We start from the raw sequence: 21,826 nt of genomic DNA on the forward strand, positions 1-21,826 counted from the left end.
CCTCTCGAAACCGATCCGTCTGAGGAATGAGTTAGGGCGCGGTCGGAATAAACCGAGCCGCGCCCTGATATTGAGCCACGGAGCTTGATCGGGCCCGCCTTAGCGCGCCACGCAATCCGCGAAGTAATACGTCTGGCCGTCCTCGCCCGTCTCCGTCACGAGCCCGTGGATATCGGTCTCGAAGCCGGGGCATTCGCGGGCGAATTCGCGGTTGAAGCGCAGGTAATCCACGATCTTCGCGTTGAAGACCTCACCCGGGATCAGCAGCGGAATGCCCGGCGGGTAGGGGGTCACGAGGCTCGTCGTGATCCGGCCCTCCAGCTCGTCGATCGAGACCCGCTCGGTCTTGCGCCGCGCGATATGCGAGAAGGCCTCCGACGGGGTCATCTCGGGGTGATGGTCGGTCAGGTAGATCTCGGTCGAGAGCCGCGCGACGTCGTATTTCGCGTAAAGCGAATGGACGTGCTGGCTGAGATCCTTCAGCCCCATGCGCTCGTAGCGCGGGAACTTCGCCGAGAATTCCGGCATCACGCGCCATAGCGGCTGGTTCTTGTCGTAATGGTCCTTGAACTGCTGCAGCGCCGCCAGCAGCGTGTTCCAGCGGCCCTTGGTGATGCCGATCGTGAACAGGATGAAGAAGCTGTAAAGCCCGGTCTTCTCGACCACGACGCCATGCTCGGCGAGGTATTTCGACACGATCGACGCGGGGATGCCGCTGTCGTCGAAACGCCCCTCGATATCGAGGCCGGGGGTGATGATCGTGGCCTTGATCGGGTCGAGCATGTTGAAGCCCGGCGCCATGTCGCCAAAGCCGTGCCAGCTATCCGAGCCGGTGGTCTCGACGCCCTCGGCATCAGTCTTCTTGAGAACCCAGTCGCGGGTCGCGGCCATCCCGTCGCCATCGGCGCGGAAGTCGGTCGGGCCCCAGACCTGGAACCACCAATCCTCGGGGCCGTATTCCTCTTCGACCTTCACCATCGCGCGGCGGAAATCGAGCGCCTCGACAATGCTTTCCTCCACCAGCGCGGTGCCGCCCGGAGGCTCCATCATCGCCGCCGCCACATCGCAGCTTGCGATGATCGAGTATTGCGGGCTCGTGGAGGTGTGCATCAGGTAGCTCTCGTTGAAGAGATGCCGGTCGAGCTTCTCTTCCTTGCTGTCCTGCACGAGCACATGGCTCGCCTGCGAAATCCCGGCGAGCAGCTTGTGCACCGATTGCGTCGCATAGGTGATCGACTTGGCCGTGCGCTCGCGCTTGCGGCCCATCGCGTGATACTGGCCGTAGAACGGGTGGAAGGCGGCATGGGGGATCCACGCCTCGTCGAAATGCAGGTTGTCGACCCAGCCGTCGAGCATCCCCTTGATGACTTCGGTATTGTAAAGCACGCCGTCATAGGTCGACTGCGTCAGCGTCATGATGCGCGGCTGGACATTGTCGGTGTCGTAATCGGCCAGTAGCGGGTTCGCCTTCATCTTGGCACGGATCGCCTCGGGCTCGAATTCCGAGCGCTGGATCGGGCCGATGATGCCCCAATGGTTGCGCGTGGGCTTGAGGAAGACCGGGATCGCACCGGTCATGATGATCGCGTGCAGGATCGATTTGTGGCAATTGCGGTCGACCACGACCACGTCGCCCGGCGCGACCGTGTGGTGCCAGACCATCTTGTTCGAGGTCGAGGTGCCATTGGTCACGAAGAAGCAGTGATCGGAGTTGAAGATCCGCGCGGCATTGCGCTCGGAGGCGCCGATTGCGCCGTTATGATCGAGCAGTTGGCCCAGTTCCTCGACCGCGTTGCAGACATCGGCGCGCAGCATGTTTTCACCGTAGAACTGGTGATACATCTGCCCGATCGGCGATTTCAGGAAGGCGACGCCGCCCGAATGGCCCGGGCAGTGCCACGAGTAGGAGCCGTCCTCGGCATAGTCGAGAAGCTGCTTGAAGAAGGGCGGCTGGATGCTCTCGAGATAGCTTTTCGCCTCGCGGATGATGTGCTTGGCGACGAATTCCGGCGTATCCTCGAACATGTGGATGAAGCCGTGCAGCTCGCGCAGGATGTCGTTGGGCAGGTGGCGCGAGGTCTTGGTCTCGCCATGCAGGAAGATCGGCACATCGGCGTTTTTCCAGCGCACTTCCTCTATGAAGGCGCGCAGCTTCTCGACCGCCGGGTCCAGTTCGGGACCGGAGGAGAATTCCTCGTCGTCGATCGCCAGCACGAAGGCCGAGGCGCGGCTTTGCTGCTGGGCGAATTGCGACAGGTCGCCGTAGCTGGTGACGCCGAGCACTTCGAACCCGTCGGCCTCGATGGCTTGCGCGAGTGCCCGGATGCCGAGACCGGAGGTATTCTCGGAGCGAAAATCCTCGTCGATGATGACAATCGGGAAGCGAAATTTCATCAGGGGGGTCCTCTCTCGGGCCTATCGGGGTCGGGCGAATGGGGCGCGTGCGCCGCGCCCTGTTCATTTCAGCCGAATATAGGCAAGGTCAAGCCCGTGCGGGAGACCCTCCCGCACGGGCAGGGCCCGATCAGCTCTGGATATGGGCGAAGCCCTTGCCGAGGATCGGGCCGGTCGGGCGCCCTGTGGGCGAGCCGCCCGCGGGTTCCAGCGTGATCTCGTAGAGCTGCTGCGGTGCGGGAGCGGGCAGGTCTGGGCCGGTCAACACCGCAGGCGCCACCCTGTCGAGCGTGCCGAGCGACACCGGGCCCGTTTCCGGCGACGGAAGCGTCCAGGCCTGGATCGTTTTGCCCGAGGGCAGCGTCACATCGGCCACGAAGCGGATCTTGGCGTCGCGATTGCCGTAATCCTCGATCACGGCCTGCGGCTCGCCGGACGCGTTCATCAGAACGGCGACCACGCGCGGCTCTGGCGTCGGGCGCAGCGAGCCGGTGCCCAGCCCTACCGCGAGGCCGATGATCCCCGCCGCGATCAACCAGCGCCGCTTTGTGCGCGGGGCTTGCGGCAGGTTGTCGGCTTGCGGTGTGACCGGCGTGATCGTCACCCCCCGTGGGGCCGCGTCTTCGCGTGCAGGTTCCGCCGCGATGCGTTCGCGCAGGCGATCCATGAAATCATCCGGCAGGTCGACCTTGGGCGCGGAGAGGTCGAGCGGGAGCAACCCGTCGCGCAGCGCCGCCACGCGGGCCTCCAGCGCAGGGTCGCGCGCCAGCAGTTCCTCGAACAACTCGGCTTCGGTTTCCCCGAGCAGGCCAAGGACGTAATCATCTGCGATGGCGTTGAGGTCGGTCCGGTTCAGGCTCATGACAGGCACTCCCTCAGGCTGGCCAATCCGCGCCGGATCCAGCTTTTCGCCGTGCCCAACGGCACCGATTGGCGCGCGGCAATCTCGCCATGGCTGAACCCGCCGACATGGGCGAGCAGGATCGAATGGCGGCTGGCGGGGTCGAGCGCCTCCAGGCAGTCGCGCAGGCGGCTGGAGCCTGCGAGCATCTGCCAGCCCTCTTCGGGCACGCTTTGCTCGCGCGCATCCTGCAACGCGCCCAATTCCTCGGGCGAGAGCAGGCTCAGCCGTTTGCCGTCGCGCAGAATGTTCAGGCAGCGACTGCGCAGGACGGTATATACCCAGCCCTTGGCCGAGCCGGGATTGCCGCTGAATTGCCCGGCTTTGCGCCAGATGCGCACAAGCGCCTCCTGCAAGGCTTCCTCGGCCAGATCGGTGCGGCCCAGGATGCGCTTGGCCACGCCCAGCATGCGTCCGCCTTCCAACGCCACCAGCCGCTCAAGCGCGCCCGCATCGCCCTCGGCGCAATCGTGCAGCGCCTGCGCCACGGGGCAGCTTTCCGCTTTCGTCATAAACGCTCCCATGTTCCGCCTGCCGCGCGGCGGTCTCTCCCGGACCAAGTTCTTCACGATTTTCTCCCGTTTCCAAGCTCTAGACCCGCGAAACAGTCGATTGGATGAAAATAATCTCGGATTTCGGTCGAAAAGCGTGGCGCTCAGCGCAATTGCCGCGCGGCTTGGACGATCATCTCTTGCGTATGGAGCACCCGCGCCGGGGCGCTGCGCCCGCGCCGGGAGGCCAGCCACAGTTCGTGCCAGCGACGCTTCGGCAACGGGGTGACGGAGAGCTGCGCCTTGTCCGCAAAGGCCTCGACCCCACTGCGCGGCAGGAGGGTGTAGCCGATCCCCCGGGCAACCGGGGCAGGGATCTGCCCGATCTGGTTGACCGAGCCGCGCAGGCGCAGCCGGTCAGCGCCGGGATAGTCCTCGGGGAAGTTCAGTTTCAGCAGGTCGTCGGCATAGGCGTAGCCGTCTGGATGGGCGATGAAGCCGTGCGCGTCGAGATCGGCGAAGGTGGCGGGCGGCGTGGCCCCGGCGGGCAGCAGGAGGCACAGCTCTTCGCGCCCGATATGCTGCGCCTCGAGCCGCGCGTGATCCGGGTCCGTGCCGAGCACGCCGAGGTCGAACCGTCCCTCCAGCAGTCCCGCCAGAATATCCGCCTGTGGTGCGGCCTGCAGATGGACGCTCAGCGCGGGCGCGCTTTGCATCCACTCCAGCAGGATCGGGTAGAGCAGCATCGCGAAACTGCCTGAGCAGGCGATATGCACCGGCCCCGCATCCCGGTCATCGATCTCGATCGCATCGCGCAGGCGTTTCTCTTCGGCCCGCCGCGACAGGCCGAGCGAGAAAACCGCCTCGCCCGCCGGGGTCAGCGTGAAGCTTTTGCCCTGCCACGTGATCAGCTTTTGTCCGACCTGAGCTTCTAGCTTCTTGAGGTGCTGGCTCACGCCCGGCTGGGTCATATGCAACCGCTCCGCGGCGCGGGTGAAATGCCCCACCTCGCATAGCGCGGTGAAGGTTTCGAGCCAGGTTGCGTTCAGCATGAGGGATAACAGATCGTTATTGTTCAGATGAAATATGATAATTTCACATGAGGGGTATGACAATCCATATCGCTGTCATCGCAACCTGAAAGGAGCCTTGAGATGGCAACCACCCCGCGCACCTTCTCGCATATCGGCCTGTCGGTTCCCGACCTCGAGGCCGCCGTGACGTTCTATTCCGAGGTTCTCGGGTTCTACGTCGTGATGGAGCCCTCCGAGGCCGTCGAGGATGACAGCGCCATTGGCGTGATGTGCACCGATGTGTTCGGGCCCGGCTGGGGTTCGCTGCGGATCGCGCATCTGTCGACCGCCGATGGCATCGGTATCGAAATCTTCGAGTTCCCCGGTAATTACGCGCCCGAGGACAAGCTGGAACACAAGCGCCACGGCACCTTCCATTTCGCCGTGCAGGACCCGGATGTGGAAGGGTTGACCCAGCGCATCGTCGACGCCGGCGGGCGGCAGCGGATGCCGATCCGGGAATACTTCCCCGGCTCCAAGCCCTACCGCATGGTCTATGTCGAAGACCCGTTCGGCATCGTCTTCGAGATCTACAGCCACAGCTATGATCTGACCTATTCGGCAGGCGCCTACGCCTGATCTCTTACACCGGTCCCGTCACTCATGGGGCCGGTGTTTCCTGTGCCTCGCTGGGGGTGTCGCACGGTTTGACAGAAAAAATTTCGATTTCCTGCATCCGATCCGCATTTGGCCGGGTCTAGGGGGCATGGACGGCGCGAAAGGCGCTTGCCGCGAACAGGGAAACGAAAGGAATTACCATGCTGAAACTGACCCTCTCGACCGCTCTCGTCACCGCAATGGGCGCAAGCAGCGCACTGGCGGCCTCGGCCATCGGCCTCGTGGACGACAAGACGCTCGTGATGTTCGATACCGACACGCTCGAAGTCACCGGCACGATGGATGTCACCGGCACCGCGAAGCTGCACGGGATCGATCTGCGCCCGTCGAACAAGACGCTGGTCGCGGTGGATGCCGATCAGGCGCTCTACACGATCGACATGGAAAGCGGTGCCGCGACGAAAGTCTCGCAGATGGACACGATGCTGCCCGTGGACGGGCCGGTTATCGTCGATTTCAACCCGAAGGCCGACAAGCTGCGCTTCATGTCGGGCACCACCAATCACCGCGTCAATGTCGAGACCGGCGAAGTGACCGTCGATGGCAGCCTCGCTTATGAGGAAAAGGACATGCATGCGGGCGAGGCCCCGGCGATCGCAGCCGCCGCCTATGCCAACAGCTACGGGATGCCCGACAGCACTGCGATGTATGACGTGGATTCCACCATCGTCGCGCTGATCCAGCAGACCTCGCCCAATGACGGCACGCTCGCCGCCATCGGCAAATTCGGGATCGACATGCCGGGCGAGGGCTATGCGTTCGACATCCAGACCACCGAAGACATGAAAAACACGGCGTGGCTCGCCACCGGGAACATGCTCTACACCGTCGACCTCGAGAGTGGTGAGGCGATGGGCAAGGGCATGGTCGAAGGGGCCGGCGGCGACATCCGTGACTTGACGATCCTGCCGGCGATGTAAGTGGGGCGCCGGTTGTGGCCGGTTCGTCAAGACGAGGCCACCCGGAGTCCCCCGGGTGGCCTCACCAATTCGGGTGCAGATCACGCGCGAAACCGCCGCAAGCGGGCGCGCGCAGGCGCAGGCTGAAGTAAACTATTCTTTCCAAACCCTTAAAATTCACCGTGCCGTGCCCCAATTGTGATCAATTCCCGATCCCAATTTCGAGAAGGGCGAGCCCCAGATGACCGAACCCACCAAGAGACTGAGCGCGGCCGAGACCAAGGGTCTGCGCACCGCGAAGGAGTTGGAGGGCCATCTGGCCTGGCTCGACACGATCACGCCGGCGGCGCTGGGCGTGCTGGCGATCGCCTCGGGGATCTATACCTATCTCGGCGTGTCCTCGATCCTCGAGGATAACGGCGCGATGAGCTTCTTCGCGGCACTGGCCTATTCCATCGCCGTCTCGGTCGGGATTTTCGTCTTCTGGAGCTACATGCTGCGGCTTTTGCCCGCGATGCGCACGGCGAGCGGCTTTGTCGGGCTGACGGTGTCGACCATCGTCGGCTCGCTCGCCATCGTCGCCATGTCGAGCTGGCTCAATGCGGCGGCGCTGGCGGGCTCGGCGGCGGTCGAGCAGCATCTGGACACCACCGTGCGCGACTACCAGTCCGCGCTGGAGCAGGCCCATGACATCGCGCTTTCGGCGCAGGCGCTGGGCCGCGAGGTCGAACGTGCGCGGGCGGCTTTCGAGGCGCTGGCGGATCAGGAACAATCGGGCCAGCTTTCGGGCACGGCAGGGCGGGGTGCGGTGTTCCGCGTGCTGACCCAGAAGACCGAGGAGCTTGCCAATCTCGAAGAGCAGATCCGCGCGCAGCAGCCGCTGATCGACGACTCCTTCGAGACCGGCAACCAGATCCTCGGGCGGATGCGCGCGCTGATCGTGGCGCCCGGTCCGGTGGAGAAACGCTCGGTCGAATTCGCCGAGCAGAGCGTGCGGCTGGCGGGCGTGATCGCGCGGCTCGATCAGCTGTCTGTCGCGCCGCTGGTGGCGCGGGCAGCGCAGGATCTGCCGGCGTCCGTGGTGCTGCCGGAACTGGACGGGCGCACGACGAATGTCCGCGATGCGCAGTCTTCGACCATCGACTCGGTGCTGGAAGCGCTCGACCAACGGGGGCGCACGCTCGAGCGCGCCGCCGATGAGGTTCTGGCCCGCGATCCGCCGATCCAGACCGCCTATAACCCGATCACCAGCGCCGAGGCCGTGATCCGTTACGCGGGCAGTTTCGTGCCTTCCTGGGCCGGGGCAATTGCGATCGACCTGCTGCCCGCCGTGCTGGTCTTCGTGCTGGCGGTGACGCAGGCCGCGATCCGTTCGGGCCGCGACGGGCTGCCGATCGAGGAGACGCTGACGCTGGCCGATCTGAAAGCCGCGCTGAACGCGATGCGCGATGTCGAGCAGACGATGGGGGGCGCCGATGCCGAGATGCTCAAGCGGGTGTCCGAGAAGGTCGACCCGCCTGCGCCCGCGGATGCGCCGCCGCGCCCTGCGGAAAGCTGAGCGATGCGCCTGTCGCTTCCGCGCTTTGACCGGTTCGACGTGCGCCGATGGCTGCGCGTCGTGTTGCTGGTGCAGGTCGGCATCGCCGTGGTGATGATCGGCGGCGACTGGCTGGGGCGCTATCGCCCGCAGCCGCCCTCCGCCGTGCCCGAGATGACCGAGCCGGTCGCGCCGGGCGATCAGCGCCGCCGCTTCGATCCCGCGCGCCCGACGCCGCGCCGCGATGCGCCTGCGCTGCCGCCGGGGATCGAACTGCCGTCGAACTATCCCGACCGGCTGACCTTCGAGCGCGAAGAGGTCGAGGGCATCGGCTCGGTGCTGCTGCTGAACGGCGCCATCGCGCCGGGCGATGCGGATCGGCTGGAAACCTATCTCGAGCGCTTTGCCGAAGGCGACGCGACCGAGGAACCCCCGACGACAGTCGCGCTCAGCAGTCCGGGCGGTGAAGTCACCGAGGCACTGGCAATTGGCCGCGTGCTGCGCGAGGCCGAGAAGAACACCGTGATCCTGCCCGGCATGGCCTGCATGTCGGCCTGTCCCTATGTCCTCGCGGCAGGTCAGGAACGTCGTGTCTCGCCCGACGGCTATGTCGGGATGCACCAGCATTACTACGACGAGAACCTCTACATGCCCGCCTATTTCGCGGTCGAGGAAATCCAGCGCGGGCAGGGGCGGACGATGGAATATCTGATCGACATGGGCGTCGATCCGGGGGTGATGATCTATTCGCTGACGACCCCGCCGGAAGATATCTACATCCTGCTGCCCGAAGAGCTTCTCGACAGCCAGCTCGCGACGGCGATGCTCGAGTGATCCGGCGCGGCGACACGGCCTGACGACGTTGGCTCAACCCGCGATCCCGGCCTGCCTCTGCGCCTGAACACGAAAACTTCGTCTACTTCCGGTTGACGGCAGGATTTAGCCGAGTAGAGAGGCCATCGCGATTTTGTGCTGGCGTTTGCAGTGCGTGATCCGACACAACAAAGAAAAACAACGTGGGTGCACGATGCGCCCCGACTCCTGAGCAGAAGCGAGCTATCCTCGTGTCAGATACCCTATCTCCGACCGGGCAGAAGCCTGCGCCGGTCTCGGTTCAACCTTTCCAGTTCCGCGGTCTGTTCCTGACCGCCATCGCGCTACGGCTCGAGACAGACGCGCCTGATGACGTGTTCTATGCCGCGCTCGATGCGCAGCTTGCGAAGACGCCGCATCTGTTGGCCGGAGCGCCGATGGTGCTCGATTTCGCGCAGGTGCCGGAGTTCTCGAAACCGGCCGATGTGCGCGACATGATCGACAACCTTTTCGCGCGCGATCTGCAGATATTCGGGGCGCAAAACGCCACCGAGGCGCAGCTAAACGCCGTAAAAGGCTACGGAATTATCCCGATCAAGGTGGGCCGCGAGACCGCGATGCCCGAGCCGAAGCCGCCAAAACCGCAAAAGCCGCAGCCCGCGGCGAAGCGGGCGGCCCCGCCTGTCCCGCGCAACAAGGTCGTGCAAACGCCGGTGCGTTCGGGCCAGATGATCGTGGCCGAACATGGCGATCTCACGGTGGTCGGATCGGTCGCCTCGGGCGCGGAACTGGTCGCGGCGGGCAACATCCATGTCTACGGCACGCTGCGTGGACGGGCGATGGCAGGCGCACATGGCGATGAGAGCGCGCGCATCTTCTGCCGCCAGCTCGACGCTGAATTGCTCGCGATCGCGGGCCTTTACAAAACGAGCGAAACCATCCCCGCGGAGCTTCGTCGCAAGCCCGTGCAGGTTTTCCTCGACGATGACAAACTCTGTGTGGAGGCGTTCGAATGACGCAACTCAAGGACGATTCGCCGCTCGGCAAGGTGATCGTGATCACCTCGGGCAAGGGGGGCGTGGGCAAAACCACTTCCGCCGCCGCAATCTCTGCCGGTCTCGCCAAGCGCGGCCATAAGACCGTCGTGATCGATTTCGACGTGGGCCTGCGCAACCTCGACATGATCATGGGCTGCGAGCGCCGCGTGGTGTTCGACTTCATCAACGTCATTCAGGGCGATGCGCGGCTCAAGCAGGCGCTGATCAAGGACAAGCGGGTCGAGACGCTCTCGATCCTGCCGACCTCGCAGACGCGCGACAAGGATGCGCTGACGCAAGAGGGCGTCGAGAAGGTGCTCGACGAACTGCGTCAGGAATTCGATTACATCATCTGCGACAGCCCCGCCGGGATCGAGCGTGGCGCGCAGCTGGCGATGTTCTTCGCCGACGAGGCGGTCGTCGTGACCAACCCCGAAGTCTCCTCGGTACGCGACAGCGACCGGGTGCTCGGTCTTCTGTCCTCGAAGACCCGCCGGGCCGAAAGCGATGGCGAGCCGGTCAAGGCGCAGGTGCTGCTGACCCGTCACGACCAGTCGCGGATCGACAAGGGCGAGATGATGACGGTCGAGGACGTGCTGGAGCTTCTGGCGGTCCCGCTGATCGGCATCGTGCCCGAAAGCACCGCCGTTCTGCGTGCGTCGAACACCGGTATGCCGGTCGTGCTCGACGAGCCGTCGAGCGCCTCGGCTGCCTATGATGACGCGGTCTCGCGCCTGCTGGGCGAGGATATTCCGATGCGCATTCCGGGCGAGAAGCGTCCCGGCTTCATCGGTCGTCTCTTCGGGCGGTCCGCATGAGCCTGTTCGGTTTCTCGCTCAAACCCCGCCGCGCGAAATCGGCGCAGACGGCCAAGGACCGTTTGCAGATCCTGCTCGCGCATGAACGCGGAAGCGGGTCGGCGCAGGCCGACTACCTTCCCGATCTGCAACGCGACATCCTCGCGGTGATCCGCAAATACATGCAGATCGAAGAGGATGGCGTCGATATCCGGATGGAGCGCAACGACGATATCTCGAGCCTCGAGATCAATATCGAGATGCCCTCGGATTCGGAGAAAACCGCCAAATCCGCTAAGCCCGCGAAACCGGCTGCGAAGTCGGCTGCCCGGAAGTAAGCGTTTCTAGAGATGCTCCGGCGCGGCGGATTGGCTGCGCCGGAGAACGCTTTGCCGATGGCCCGCGTGCCAGAGATAGAGCGCCAAGCTCCCGATCACGATCGCCCCGCCGATCAGCATCGCGCGGCTCGGAGCCTCACCCGTTCCCCACCAGACCCAGATCGGCCCGAGGATCGTCTCGAGCAGCATAAGCAGGCTGACGTTCGAGGCCGAGGTGTAGCGCGAGGCGAAGGACAGGGACATGAACGAGATCGGCAGCACCACGCCGCCCGCCAGTGCGATCGCCCAGACCTGACCGCCCGACACGGCCGCGCCTCCCGTCCAGAGCAGCGCTGAAAGTCCGGCCAGCCCGGCCCCGGAGCCGACGGCGAGCAGGATCGGCAGATGCGGATTGCGCCGGATCGTGACGAAAGTCGTCGACAGGCTCAACGCGACCCCAAGCCCCGCAAGCGCGCCGTAGATCGGATTGCCGCCCACGCTCGCCGGGGCAGGGCCGAAGACGGCCAGCCCGATTCCGCTGAGAACGGCGGCGATGGCGAGCCATGTCGACCAGTGGGTGTTCTCGCGCAGGAGCAGGCGGGACAGCAGCGCCGCGAAGACCGGCACGGTCGAGACGCTGAACAGCACGACAGAGACAGGGGCCGCGGCGATCCCCACGGCAAACAGCGTCATGTTCGAGAAATGGCAGGCGACCAGCACGAGCCCCGCGCCGCTGGCGAGCGCGCGCAAGTCGCGCTTCAGGTGACGTCTGCGCAGGACGATCGAGGTCAGCCACATCGCGCCGCCCATCAGCAGGCCGCGCCACATCACCATCTGCGCGCCGCTCATCTCCGACCAGCGCATCAGCAGCGTGTCGGGCGAGATCGCCAGCGCGCCGAACAGCGCGAGGAAAATCCCGAACATCGGATGTCTGGTCATGATGGGGCTCCCTGCGCGCGAATGGCGCGTCTGGCGATCTCTACCGGGCTACGCGCGCGGTTCCAAGGCCGGGCAAGAGAACACCGGCCCGAGGGAAGCGGGCCGGTGTCCCAGATCGCAAGGATTTTGGGAGATCAGTTCGGCAAGGCTCCGCAGAACCCGCCGCTTGCGACCTGACCGGATCCGAAGGCAAAGGCCGGAGGGGCTTGGTAGGGATTGAGCGGCGCCCCGATCAGATCGGCGCCGATCAGAAGAAGCAGCCCCGCGAGGGCGGTGAAGGCAGTCGCTTTCCGGGTCATGCGCGCGCCTCCAGTCCAAGGAGGGGCCGCAGGCGGATGCCGACGAAGGCGCCCGCGAAGGCGGAGGCGAACCAGACCCAGCCATGCAGGCTGCCCGTCGAAATCCCCGAGAAGAACGCACCCACGTTGCAGCCGAAAGCCAGCCGCGAGGAGTAGCCCAGCAGGAAGCCTGCGATAATCGTCGCGACCCAGGCGCGTGCCGGATAGCTCGGCAGTTTCTGCGACAGCCCGCCCTGACGCCATGCGGCGACGCCGAACGCGCCCGCGATCAGGCCGATATCGGTGAGCGAGGTGTAGTCGGTCAGCAGGCTCTCCTTCACGCGGGTGATCGAGCCGGGGGCTGCGTAGAAGGCCGATTGCGTCAGGTCGAAGCCCATCCCGTTGACGCCCTTGGCGACCCAGAGGCCGAGCCCGTAGACCACGCCCCAAGGCTGCCCGGCGACCAGAAGGTTCGCGATGGCGAGCGCTGCGAGGACGAGGGCCGCAATGACATAGCGCCGCGGCAGGCTCCGCGAGCCACGCTTGCCGAGGAAGAAGACCGTGGCCGCGACCAGCCCGAGGAGAACCAGCGTCACGGCAAGTCCGCTCGTGCCGCGCAGGGTCAGGATCGGCAGCGCGCCGAGATTGGTCCACCAGATCAGCCCATAGGCGCCGAAGAAGCTGCCGATGGCGAAGAACGGAAGCGCGAGCAGTCCGATCGGGTTGCCCGAGCCTGCGTTCACAAGCGTGCCCGAGCCGCAGCCCATCACAACCTGCATCGCCGCACCGAAGACAAACGCGCCGCCGACCATGGCAAAGCCGATCGGGGCCTGCGCGCCGGTCAGCTCGCCCGGATGGCTCGAGATCGCCGGGATCGCGACGATGGAAACCAGCGCGATCGCCAGAAGCTGCGCGAGGATGCCCGCCGGTTCGCGCCGCACGATCATCGCGCGCCACGGGCCCGCAAAGCCGAAGCGCAGTCCTTCGAGCGCGATGCCGAAGCCCAGCCCGATCGCCAGCATGAAGCCGTAGCGCGCGCCGCCGAACAGTGCGAGCGCACCGATCGCCACGAGAGCGGCGACTATCAAAGCACTACGCCGGGCGATACCGCCCGACGCTGCCTGCCGTTCAAGAATGGCAGAATTCATCATCAGCCTCCGGTGAGCTGGTTGAGCAGGTTGCGCAACAGGCCGGGCGTGTTCGCCATCTCACCGTCGGTCTTGGAATATTCCACCATCGAACCGGGGTAGAGCTTCACGTTCTCGATGCCTGCGAGCTCGGACATGGCGAACCAGTCGGTCGCCGCCCAGTGCCCGGTATTGCAGAAGGACACGACCTCTTCGCCGTCCTTGATGCCCAGCTGCTCTTTCAGAGCGGCCGCATCGGTTTTCGCGTCGATGACCGTCGCGCCCGAGCGGAAGAACTTGGTGTAGGGCAGGTTCTCGGCGCCGGGCAGGGTGCCGGGACGCGAAGCGGCGGAGTGCGCTTTCTTGCCCTCGAAGAAGGCGGGCGGACGCGCATCGACGAGCACAGCCTTGCCCTTGCCGTTGACGACATCGCTCACGGCGGGCGTTTCCGCCGTCCAGCGGTCGTTCCACGTCAGATCGAGATCGGTGGGCATCAGGTTCTCGGTCACGTCCGACATCGGCAGGCCAGCGTTGGCCCAGGCGGTCGTGCCACCATTGAGGATCGACAGCTCGGTGAAGCCCGTGCTTTTCAGCGTCCAGTAGACGCGCGCGGCTGCGCCGAAGTCAGTGTCGGTATCGCCCTGCGCGATGATCACGATGGGGCGGTCGGGCTCGAGGCCGATCTGCTCGAAGGACGCCTGCAGCTTCGTGATCGGCGGCACTTGGCCGGGATTGTTATCCGGGCCGCGGAACAGCGAATAGGGCGCATAGACGGCTCCGTCGATATGGCCTTTTTCATAGCTGCCGGTGCGGATGTCGAGCAGCACCGGATCGAGCGTGTCGATCTCGGCGTTCAGCTCGCTCGGGGTGACGAGCGGGCCGAGATCGCTGGCCATCGCAGAGCTGGCGGCGAAGAGAGCAGCGCCGGTCGCGGCGGCTGCGGAAATACGTGCGAGACGGGTCATGGGAAACCTCGCTGGTTAGGGATTTTGTCCCAAATTGTTCAGGATTTTTGCGATGGCAAGCTTAAGCGGTTCACTGCTTCTATTGCGCGGAAGGAAAATATTCCGGTATCGGCGTGGTTCGCGAGATTTGCGTCCCGTTCCGGAGGGCAGGTTGGACGCGCGGTCTGTCGCGGTGCTGAAGGGCGCGACCGCGTTTTTATTCGCAGCGGCACGTCTTTCGGCCTCGATATCGGGGTTCCGGCGGCGCGGCTGCTCTGTGTTGCGAGAATCGCCTGCCGCGCCCCCGGGTTGGCAGTCCCCGCCCGATGTCGTTAAGGATTGGGCAAGATGCGCGTCTGGGGAGGATCAACGTGAGCAAGTTATTCGTCGGTGTCGATGTCGGAACCGGTTCGGCGCGCGCCGGGATTTTCGATCGGGAGGGCACGCTTCTCGGCGTCGGCAAGCACCCGTTGGAGATGTGGCAGGACGATCATGGCCATGTCGAGCAATCGAGCGCCCAGATCTGGCAGGCGGTTTGCGATGCGGTGAAAGGGGCCCTCGCCGCGTCGGGGGCCGACCCGCGCGATGTCGCGGGGATCGGGTTCGACGCGACCTGTTCGCTCGCCGTGATGGGCCCGGAGGGCGGGCTGCCCGTGGGCGATCCTGATGCGCCCGAGCGCGATGTCATCGTCTGGATGGATCACCGCGCCCGCGATCAGGCGGCGCGGATCAATGCGGGCGATCATGACGTGCTGCGCTATGTGGGCGGCCGGATTTCGCCGGAGATGCAGACGCCGAAACTGATGTGGCTGCGCGAGGAGCGCCCCGAGATCTACGCGCAGGCGGTGCAGTTCTTCGATCTTGCCGATTTCCTGACATGGAAGGCGAGCGGCGCGCTGGAGCGCTCCGCCTGCACGGTCACCTGCAAATGGACCTATCTCGCGCATGAGGGCCGCTGGGATCCCGAGTATTTCCACGCGATCGGCCTTGGCGATCTGGCCGAGGGCGGCTTCGAACGGATCGGTGCGCGTATCGTCGATCCGGGCACGCCGCTTGGGGCAGGGCTGACCGAGGCAGCCGCCGCGCAGATGGGCCTGACGCCCGGAACGCCGGTCGCGGCCGGTCTGATCGACGCCCATGCTGGCGGGATCGGCACCGTGGCGGCGCAGGGCGGGTCGGGCGATCCGGCGCACTGTCTGGGCTATGTCTTCGGCACGTCCTCCTGCACCATGACCTCGACGCGCGAGCCCGCTTTTGTGCCGGGCGTTTGGGGGCCGTATTTCTCGGCGATGATCCCGGGGATGTGGCTCAATGAGGGCGGCCAATCGGGCGCCGGGGCGGCGATCGCGCAGCTCGTGCAATTGCATCCGGCAGCAGCGGAGGCGCGTGACCGGGCGCAGGCCGCGGGCAAATCCGTGCCCGAATTCCTTGCCGATCTCGCGCTCGAGGCGGCGGGTTCGCCCTCGGAGGTCGCAATGCTCGCCGACGGACTTCACGTTGTGCCGGAGTTCCTCGGCAACCGCGCGCCCTTCGCCGATCTCGATGCGCGGGCGGTGATCGTGGGGCAGGGGATGGAGACCGGGCTGGACTCGCTCGTGGCGCTCTATGTCGCGGGGGTGTGCGGGCTGGCCTACGGACTGCGCCAGATTATCGAAGTGCAGGCCGAACATGGCGCGCCGATCTCGGAGATTTCGATCTCGGGCGGGGCAGGGGCGCATCCCGTCACCCGCCAGATCATCGCGGATGCGACCGGGCGCGACGTCGTGGTCACGCGCTGCGAGGAACCGGTCCTGCTGGGGGCGGCGATGCTTGGCGCGGTCGCGGCGGAGGGGTTCGACGACCTGCAGGCCGCGATGGGCGCGATGTCGCAGGTCGCATCCCGGTTTGCGCCCGCAGGCGGCGCGGTGGAGCGTTTGCATGCGGCGCGGTTCGAGGCGTTCCTGACGCTGCAATCGACGGCGCGATCGGTGCGCGAGAGCATGGCCAAGGCAGCCGAGTGACGGGGCTCGCTGACAAGGTGTGACGCTGCGGCGCAGTGCGGTTTGGAACGCAGTGCTTGCTTTCGCAGGTCCGGTTTCGGACACTCTGCGGATTATAGAATGCGTTTCGAAACCCAAGTCTTGAAAGCCAAATCGTGACCAGACCCAGCCGCCAACAAGAGCGGATCGACCAGATAACCGCCTTGCTCGATGTCTCGCCCGCCCTGCGTTTGCGCGACCTGTCCGAGCAGATGGGCGTGACCGAGATGACCCTGCGGCGCGACGCGGCGCAGCCCGAAGCGGGGTTTGCCTGCCGGGGCGGCTATATCGTCACCACCCGCACGACCGAGCATTACGACTTCGACGCGCAGATGAACCGCGCCATCGACGCCAAGCGCGCGGCTGCGGGCCATGCGCTGAATCTGGTGCCCGGGGGCGCGGTCGTGTTCCTCGATACCGGCACCACGCTGCCCCATCTCGCGCGGCTCCTCGCACAGGGCAAAGCGCGGCGAATCATCACCCATTGTCTGACCACCGCGGAGATCCTGCAGGGGCGCAGCAGCGTCCCGGTCGAGTTTTTAGGCGGCGAAATCAAGTCGAGTACGCGCTCCTGCCATGCGGGAAATCCGCACGACCGATTGGCGCCTTTGAACATCGATGTAGCGTTCCTGTCCGCGGGCGGGCTCGATTCCGACGGGGCGCTGAGCTGTTCGCACGACTATGAAGTCCCCTTGAAACGTGCGGCGGTAGAGCTTTCAAAACAGTGTTTTGTCGTCATGGATGCCAGCAAAATCGGCCAGCGAAAGCCGGTCGTTTTCGCGATGCTCGACGAGGTTTCCGGCGTCGTCACCGAGGCCGGACTTCTCGCTGCAGCGCAGCTTAAGATGTAGTTGACACTTCCCTTCATCCCCTAGATGGTCCCGAGTTATGTTGCGATCGTAACATTACTTGGAGGGCCGGTTTCGGCATGCGCCTTAACCGGGAAACGCGGACGAGGAGGTCCGCTTGAAGGGAGAATTATCATGAAGCTCGGATTCATTCCGGTCGCTGCATTCGCGGTCGCCATGGCCACTCCGGCACTGGCGCAGCAGGTTGTCGACACGAGCAATGTCGACAAGGAAATGCTCAGCTCCGACAAGACCTATCACATCGCGACCGTTGTGAAGGTGGACGGCATCGCGTGGTTCGACCGGATGCGTGACGGCGTGAAGCAATTCGGCGACGACACCGGCAGCGACACCTGGATGGTCGGCCCCTCGCAGGCGGATGCGGCCGCGCAGGTGCAGCTGATCGAGAACCTGATCGCGCAGGGCGTGGACGCGATCGCCGTCGTGCCGTTCTCGGTGGAAGCGGTCGAGCCGGTGCTCAAGAAAGCCCGTGATCGCGGTATCGTCGTGGTCAGCCACGAAGCCTCGAACATCAAGAATGTCGATTACGACATCGAAGCCTTCGACAACAAAGCCTATGGCGCGGAGTTGATGGACCACCTCGCCAAGCAGATGGGCGAGAAGGGCAAATACGTCGCCACCGTCGGCTCGCTGACCTCGAAGTCGCAAAACGAGTGGATCGACGGCGCGATCGAGCGTCAGAAGCAAGCCTATCCGGACATGTCGCTCGCGACCGATCGTCTGGAGACCTATGACGACGCCAACACCGACTACAACAAGCTGAAAGAGGCGCTGACCGCGCATCCCGACATCTCCGGTGTCGTGGGTGGTCCGATGCCGACCTCGGCGGGCGCTGGTCGTCTGATCGCGGAAGGCGGTCTGCAGGGCAAGCTGCACTTCGCGGGCACCGGTCTTCCGTCGGTCGCGGGGCAGTACATCTCGCAGGGCGATATCAACTACATCCAGTTCTGGGATCCGGCGGTCGCAGGCTACGCGATGAACATGATCGCACTGGCCGAGCTGAAAGCACGTGATGCGGGCAAGGACCATGCCGACATCAAGGCGGGCACCAACCTCGGTCTCGAAGGCTATACCAACCTCAAGGAAGCCGATAGCGCGGACGCGAAAGTGCTCTACGGGGCCGGCTGGGTCGGCGTGACCAAGGACAACATGGATCAATACGACTTCTGATCCCTGACGGTTCTCAAGCTCGGGTGGCGCGCGCGATCGCGCCACCCGTTGCCGACCTGCCTGCGAGGAGACCCCCATGGCCACCGCTCCCCTGATCGAGCTGCGCAACATCTCGAAGCGCTTCGGCGGCGTGCGCGCGCTCGATGATGTGTCGCTCACTCTCGACGCTGCCCGCATCCACTGCCTCGCCGGCGAGAACGGCTCGGGCAAATCCACCCTCATCAAGATCGTCTCAGGCGTCTATCAGCCCGACGAGGGCGAGATCCTGATCGACGGCAAACCGGTCGGTAAGCTCGACCCCGCGACCTCGATCGCCCATGGCGTGCAGGTCATCTACCAGGATTTCTCTCTGTTCCCGACACTGACAGTGGTCGAGAACCTCGCGCTCAACACCTTCCTGCGCGACGGCAAGACCCGGATCGACTGGACCCGGGCGCGCAAGATGGCGCGCGACGTGCTGGCGCGGCTCGATGTGACGCTCGACCTCGATGCGACCGTCGAGACGCTGCCCGCCGCAGGCCGCCAGATCGTGGCGATTGCGCGCGCGATGCTCGCCGATGCGCGGCTGATCATCATGGACGAACCCACGACGACGCTCACGGGGCGCGAAGTCGAACGCCTCTTCCGCATCGTGCGGGATTTGCAGGCCGACGGCATCGCGACGCTCTTCGTCAGCCACAAGATGCGCGAGATGCTGGAAATCTCCGAGCGTCTCACCGTCTTCCGCAATGGCAAGAAGGTCACCGAGGGCCCGATCTCGGATTATGACGAACGCTCGATCACCCGCGCGATGACCGGGCGCGACCTGCATCAGGGACATTTCATAGCCCCCGATGTCAGCGGGCGCGAGCCGCGTCTGGAGCTGCGCAACGTTAACGTCGGTGACAAGGCACAGGGCATCAACCTGACGCTGATGCCGGGCGAGATCGTCGGCATGTCCGGCCTGATCGGCGCGGGACGCAAGGCCATCGCGCAGGCGATCTTCGGTCTGCGCAGCGATATGTCCGGCGAGATGCTGGTCGACGGGAAACCCGTGATGCCGAAGAACGTCCCCGAAGCGATCGCGGCGGGCATCGCCTATGTGCCCGAGGATCGCCTGTCGGAGGGGCTCTTCCTGACCCGCTCGATCCGCGACAACGCCATCGTCTCCTCGCTGAGCCGCTTCGCGCCGCATCTGTGGCTCGATGCCGAGAAGGCGGGGGAGGAGACCCACAAGATGTTCGGCGAGATGGCGATTTCCGCGCCGGGGATCGACGTGCCGGTGGGCACGCTCTCGGGCGGGAACGCGCAGCGCGTCATGATCGGTCGCTGGCTTATGACCGATGCGCGCGTGCTGATCCTGAACGGCCCGACCGTGGGCGTCGATGTCGGCTCGAAAGAGCAGATCCACGGCATCATTCAGGACCTGACCCGCAACAATGATCTGGCGGTGCTGATGATCTCGGACGACCTGCCGGAGCTGGCTGCGAACTGCAACCGCGTGCTGTGCATGACCGAGGGCCGCATCACCGGAGAACTCGCGGGCGACGCGCTGACCGAAGAGGCGCTCGACGCGGCGCTGTCCAATGAAAAACAAGGAGAGCCCGCATGAGATTCCTGCGCAGCTCCGACGCGATCATTCTGGCGATCCTTGCGGTCGCGATGATCTTCATCGGGTTGGTGAACCCGGCCTTCTGGCAAATGTCCAACCTGTTCAGCCTGCTCAAGGAAAACGTCGTCATCGGCATCATGGCCTTGGGCGTGCTGCTGGTGATGATCTCGGGCGGGATCGACGTGTCTTTCACCGCCTTCGCGGTCGCGGGGATGTATCTCGTGGTCCGCTCGATGGTGGCGCTCGACTATAACGGGCTGGTGCTGCCCTTCGCCTCGGCGATCATAATCGGCGGGCTTCTGGGCCTGATGAATGCGGGCATCATCCACAAGTTCAAGATGATCCCTCTGATCGTGACACTCGGCACCGCGTCCGTGGTGCGCGGGCTGGTCCTTGGCCTCGTCGGCACCTCGAACGTGAACATCAACAAGATGCCCGAGGCATTGGTGAATTTCGGCAAGACCGATCTCTTCGTGCTCGAGCGTGCGAACGGCTCGACCTACGGGCTGACCGCGATGATCGTGATCTATCTGGGCCTCGCCGTCGCGCTGCATCTGGTGCTGAAGCACACGATGATCGGGCGGTCGGTCTATGCCTATGGCGCGGACCCGGAAGCGGCGAAACGCGTGGGCTTCTCGACCGGCAAGACGATGATCTTCGTCTATGTCACGGCAGGTGCTCTGGCGGGCTTTGCGGGGCTGTTGCACAGCTCGATGATCTGGCTCGCCAATCCGCGCGACTTCGTGGGGCTGGAGCTCGACGTGATCGCGGCGGTGGTGCTGGGCGGCGCGTCGATCTTCGGCGGGCGCGGCACAGTGCTGGGTACGGTGCTGGGCGTGTTCATCCTCGTGATGATCCAGAATTCGCTGATCCTGATGGGGATCGATACGACATGGCAGCGGGTCGTCGTGGGCGCGATGCTGGTTGCGGCTGTGACCGTGACGGCGCTGCGCGACCGTCGGGCTTTGGTGTGAGGCAGGGGAGATGATGATGAGCGAGACCAAGACCAACGCCACCTCCCGGCCCGGCCTGCGCGGCTGGCTCAAGGGTGAGGCGGCACAGACCAATGTCATGCTGGCCGTATCCTGTGTGCTGGTGCTGATCGCGATGACGGCGCTGCGGCCTTCGATGTTCCTGTCGTCTTACAACTTCGAGTCGATGGCCTTCTTCATGCCGGAGCTCGGTATCCTGTCGATCGCGATGATGATCGCGATGCTGACCGGGGGGATCGACCTCTCGATCGTGGGCGTCGCGAACCTTGCGGGCATCACTGCGGGCACGCTGTTCGGCGCGATGGCGGGCGATGGCGGCTCGGGAGCATTGGGCCTCGGCCCGGTGACGCTGGGCGTGAGCGCGGCCCTGATCGTGGGGCTGCTGGCGGGGCTGCTGAACGGCTTCCTGATTTCGGTGCTGAAGATTACGCCGATCCTTGCGACGCTGGGTACCGGCCAGGTCTTCATCGGGATGTGCCTCGTGCTGACGGGCGGGCCTGCGATCGTCGGCTTCCCGCCGGGCTGGAACGCGATCGGCAACGGCAAACTGCTGGGCATCCCGGTGCCGCTGGTGATCTTCGTGCTGGTCTGCATCGCGCTGTCGCTGCTGCTCGCGCGGACCTCCTTCGGGCTGCGGCTCAAGCTGATCGGGACCAACCCGAAAGCGGCGGTCTATGCGGGGGTGAAGCGCGGCCAGATGATCCTCTATTCCTACATGCTGACGGGGATGCTGGCCGCGATGGCGGGTATCCTGCTGTCGGCGCGGACCAACGCGGCGAAATCCGATTACGGCGCGTCTTACCTGCTGCAGGCGGTGCTGATCGCGGTGCTGGGGGGGACCAACCCGGCAGGCGGTCGCGGCAATGTGCTGGGCGTGGCCCTTGCACTGATCTCGCTGACGCTGTTGTCCTCGGGCTTCCAGATGATGCGGGTCTCGAACCACCTGATCGATTTCGTCTGGGGCGCCTTCCTGATCGGGGTCATCGCCCTCAACTCGTGGCGCCGCCGGAAAGGAGCGTAA

At 65.0% G+C, this 21,826-nt stretch carries 21 protein-coding genes; 13 read left to right on the forward strand and 8 right to left on the reverse strand.

The window, feature by feature from the left end:
- Positions 1-99: 99 nt before the first annotated feature.
- The 4 genes from BMI89_RS05675 to BMI89_RS05690 form a co-directional block, all read right to left on the reverse strand.
- Positions 100-2,394, reverse strand: coding sequence for an arginine/lysine/ornithine decarboxylase (locus tag BMI89_RS05675; protein WP_078520219.1), 2,295 nt, complete (start codon positions 2,392-2,394; stop codon positions 100-102).
- A gap of 130 nt (positions 2,395-2,524) precedes the next feature.
- Positions 2,525-3,256 carry an anti-sigma factor gene (locus tag BMI89_RS05680; protein WP_078570141.1) on the reverse strand — a complete coding sequence of 244 codons (732 nt, stop codon included), beginning with the start codon at positions 3,254-3,256 and terminating at the stop codon, positions 2,525-2,527.
- Positions 3,253-3,807, reverse strand: a complete 555-nt coding sequence (locus BMI89_RS05685) for a sigma-70 family RNA polymerase sigma factor (protein ID WP_078520217.1) — start codon at positions 3,805-3,807, stop codon at positions 3,253-3,255. Before BMI89_RS05685 ends, BMI89_RS05680 begins: the two co-directional genes overlap by 4 nt.
- Positions 3,808-3,950: 143 nt before the next feature.
- Entirely contained in the window at positions 3,951-4,838 is an 888-nt protein-coding gene (locus BMI89_RS05690; protein WP_078570142.1) for a LysR family transcriptional regulator, read from the reverse strand.
- Positions 4,839-4,940: 102 nt separating this feature from the next.
- On the opposite strand from BMI89_RS05690, the gene BMI89_RS05695 reads away from it, so the two are divergent.
- From BMI89_RS05695 to minE, 7 genes are all read left to right on the forward strand, one after another.
- Complete coding sequence (locus BMI89_RS05695) at positions 4,941-5,438, forward strand: lactoylglutathione lyase family protein (protein ID WP_078570143.1); 498 nt, start codon at positions 4,941-4,943, stop codon at positions 5,436-5,438.
- A 179-nt stretch (positions 5,439-5,617) separates the two neighbouring features.
- On the forward strand, positions 5,618-6,397 hold the full coding sequence (locus BMI89_RS05700; protein ID WP_143593826.1) for a DUF4394 domain-containing protein: 780 nt from the start codon (positions 5,618-5,620) through the stop codon (positions 6,395-6,397).
- 220 nt (positions 6,398-6,617) lie between these two features.
- Positions 6,618-7,934 carry a hypothetical protein gene (locus BMI89_RS05705; protein ID WP_078570145.1) on the forward strand — a complete coding sequence of 439 codons (1,317 nt, stop codon included), beginning with the start codon at positions 6,618-6,620 and terminating at the stop codon, positions 7,932-7,934.
- A 3-nt stretch (positions 7,935-7,937) separates the two neighbouring features.
- Complete coding sequence (locus BMI89_RS05710; RefSeq protein ID WP_078570146.1) at positions 7,938-8,747, forward strand: hypothetical protein; 810 nt, start codon at positions 7,938-7,940, stop codon at positions 8,745-8,747.
- A gap of 230 nt (positions 8,748-8,977) precedes the next feature.
- Positions 8,978-9,742: a septum site-determining protein MinC gene (minC, locus tag BMI89_RS05715; protein WP_078570147.1), complete on the forward strand. Its 765-nt coding sequence runs from the start codon at positions 8,978-8,980 to the stop codon at positions 9,740-9,742.
- The gene (gene minD / locus BMI89_RS05720) at positions 9,739-10,581 is read left to right on the forward strand and encodes a septum site-determining protein MinD (RefSeq protein ID WP_078520208.1); all 843 of its coding nucleotides are present in this window, start codon (positions 9,739-9,741) and stop codon (positions 10,579-10,581) included. The genes minC and minD overlap by 4 nt, the downstream gene beginning before the upstream one ends.
- A complete protein-coding gene (gene minE, locus BMI89_RS05725; protein WP_210402140.1) occupies positions 10,578-10,898 on the forward strand; it encodes a cell division topological specificity factor MinE in 321 nt (106 codons plus the stop codon). Before minD ends, minE begins: the two co-directional genes overlap by 4 nt.
- Before the next feature lie 6 nt (positions 10,899-10,904).
- On the opposite strand, the gene BMI89_RS05730 is transcribed toward minE, so the two are convergent.
- The 4 genes from BMI89_RS05730 to BMI89_RS05740 form a co-directional block, all read right to left on the reverse strand.
- Positions 10,905-11,816: a DMT family transporter gene (locus BMI89_RS05730; RefSeq protein WP_078570148.1), complete on the reverse strand. Its 912-nt coding sequence runs from the start codon at positions 11,814-11,816 to the stop codon at positions 10,905-10,907.
- Positions 11,817-11,950: 134 nt separating this feature from the next.
- Complete coding sequence (locus tag BMI89_RS20830) at positions 11,951-12,115, reverse strand: hypothetical protein (protein ID WP_168173966.1); 165 nt, start codon at positions 12,113-12,115, stop codon at positions 11,951-11,953.
- Positions 12,112-13,242 (reverse strand): YeeE/YedE family protein, encoded by a 1,131-nt coding sequence (locus tag BMI89_RS05735; protein ID WP_143593827.1) that lies wholly within the window; start codon positions 13,240-13,242, stop codon positions 12,112-12,114. Before BMI89_RS05735 ends, BMI89_RS20830 begins: the two co-directional genes overlap by 4 nt.
- Positions 13,243-13,244: 2 nt before the next feature.
- Positions 13,245-14,186, reverse strand: a complete 942-nt coding sequence (locus BMI89_RS05740) for a rhodanese-like domain-containing protein (protein WP_078570149.1) — start codon at positions 14,184-14,186, stop codon at positions 13,245-13,247.
- A gap of 305 nt (positions 14,187-14,491) precedes the next feature.
- Here BMI89_RS05740 and BMI89_RS05745 point away from each other — a divergent pair, with 305 nt between their 5' ends.
- The 6 genes from BMI89_RS05745 (at position 14,492) to BMI89_RS05770 (ending at position 21,826) form a co-directional block, all read left to right on the forward strand.
- Entirely contained in the window at positions 14,492-16,165 is a 1,674-nt protein-coding gene (locus tag BMI89_RS05745; RefSeq protein ID WP_210402141.1) for an FGGY-family carbohydrate kinase, read from the forward strand.
- A gap of 134 nt (positions 16,166-16,299) precedes the next feature.
- Entirely contained in the window at positions 16,300-17,034 is a 735-nt protein-coding gene (locus tag BMI89_RS05750) for a DeoR/GlpR family DNA-binding transcription regulator (protein WP_078570151.1), read from the forward strand.
- 132 nt (positions 17,035-17,166) lie between these two features.
- Positions 17,167-18,222: an autoinducer 2 ABC transporter substrate-binding protein gene (locus BMI89_RS05755; RefSeq protein ID WP_078570152.1), complete on the forward strand. Its 1,056-nt coding sequence runs from the start codon at positions 17,167-17,169 to the stop codon at positions 18,220-18,222.
- A 76-nt stretch (positions 18,223-18,298) separates the two neighbouring features.
- Positions 18,299-19,813, forward strand: a complete 1,515-nt coding sequence (locus tag BMI89_RS05760; RefSeq protein ID WP_078570153.1) for a sugar ABC transporter ATP-binding protein — start codon at positions 18,299-18,301, stop codon at positions 19,811-19,813.
- Positions 19,810-20,787, forward strand: coding sequence for an ABC transporter permease (locus BMI89_RS05765; protein ID WP_078570154.1), 978 nt, complete (start codon positions 19,810-19,812; stop codon positions 20,785-20,787). The genes BMI89_RS05760 and BMI89_RS05765 overlap by 4 nt, the downstream gene beginning before the upstream one ends.
- 16 nt (positions 20,788-20,803) lie before the next feature.
- Positions 20,804-21,826 (forward strand): ABC transporter permease, encoded by a 1,023-nt coding sequence (locus BMI89_RS05770; protein ID WP_078570183.1) that lies wholly within the window; start codon positions 20,804-20,806, stop codon positions 21,824-21,826.

Source organism: Thioclava sp. F36-7, from assembly GCF_002020075.1.
GTDB classification, from domain to species: domain Bacteria; phylum Pseudomonadota; class Alphaproteobacteria; order Rhodobacterales; family Rhodobacteraceae; genus Thioclava; species Thioclava sediminum.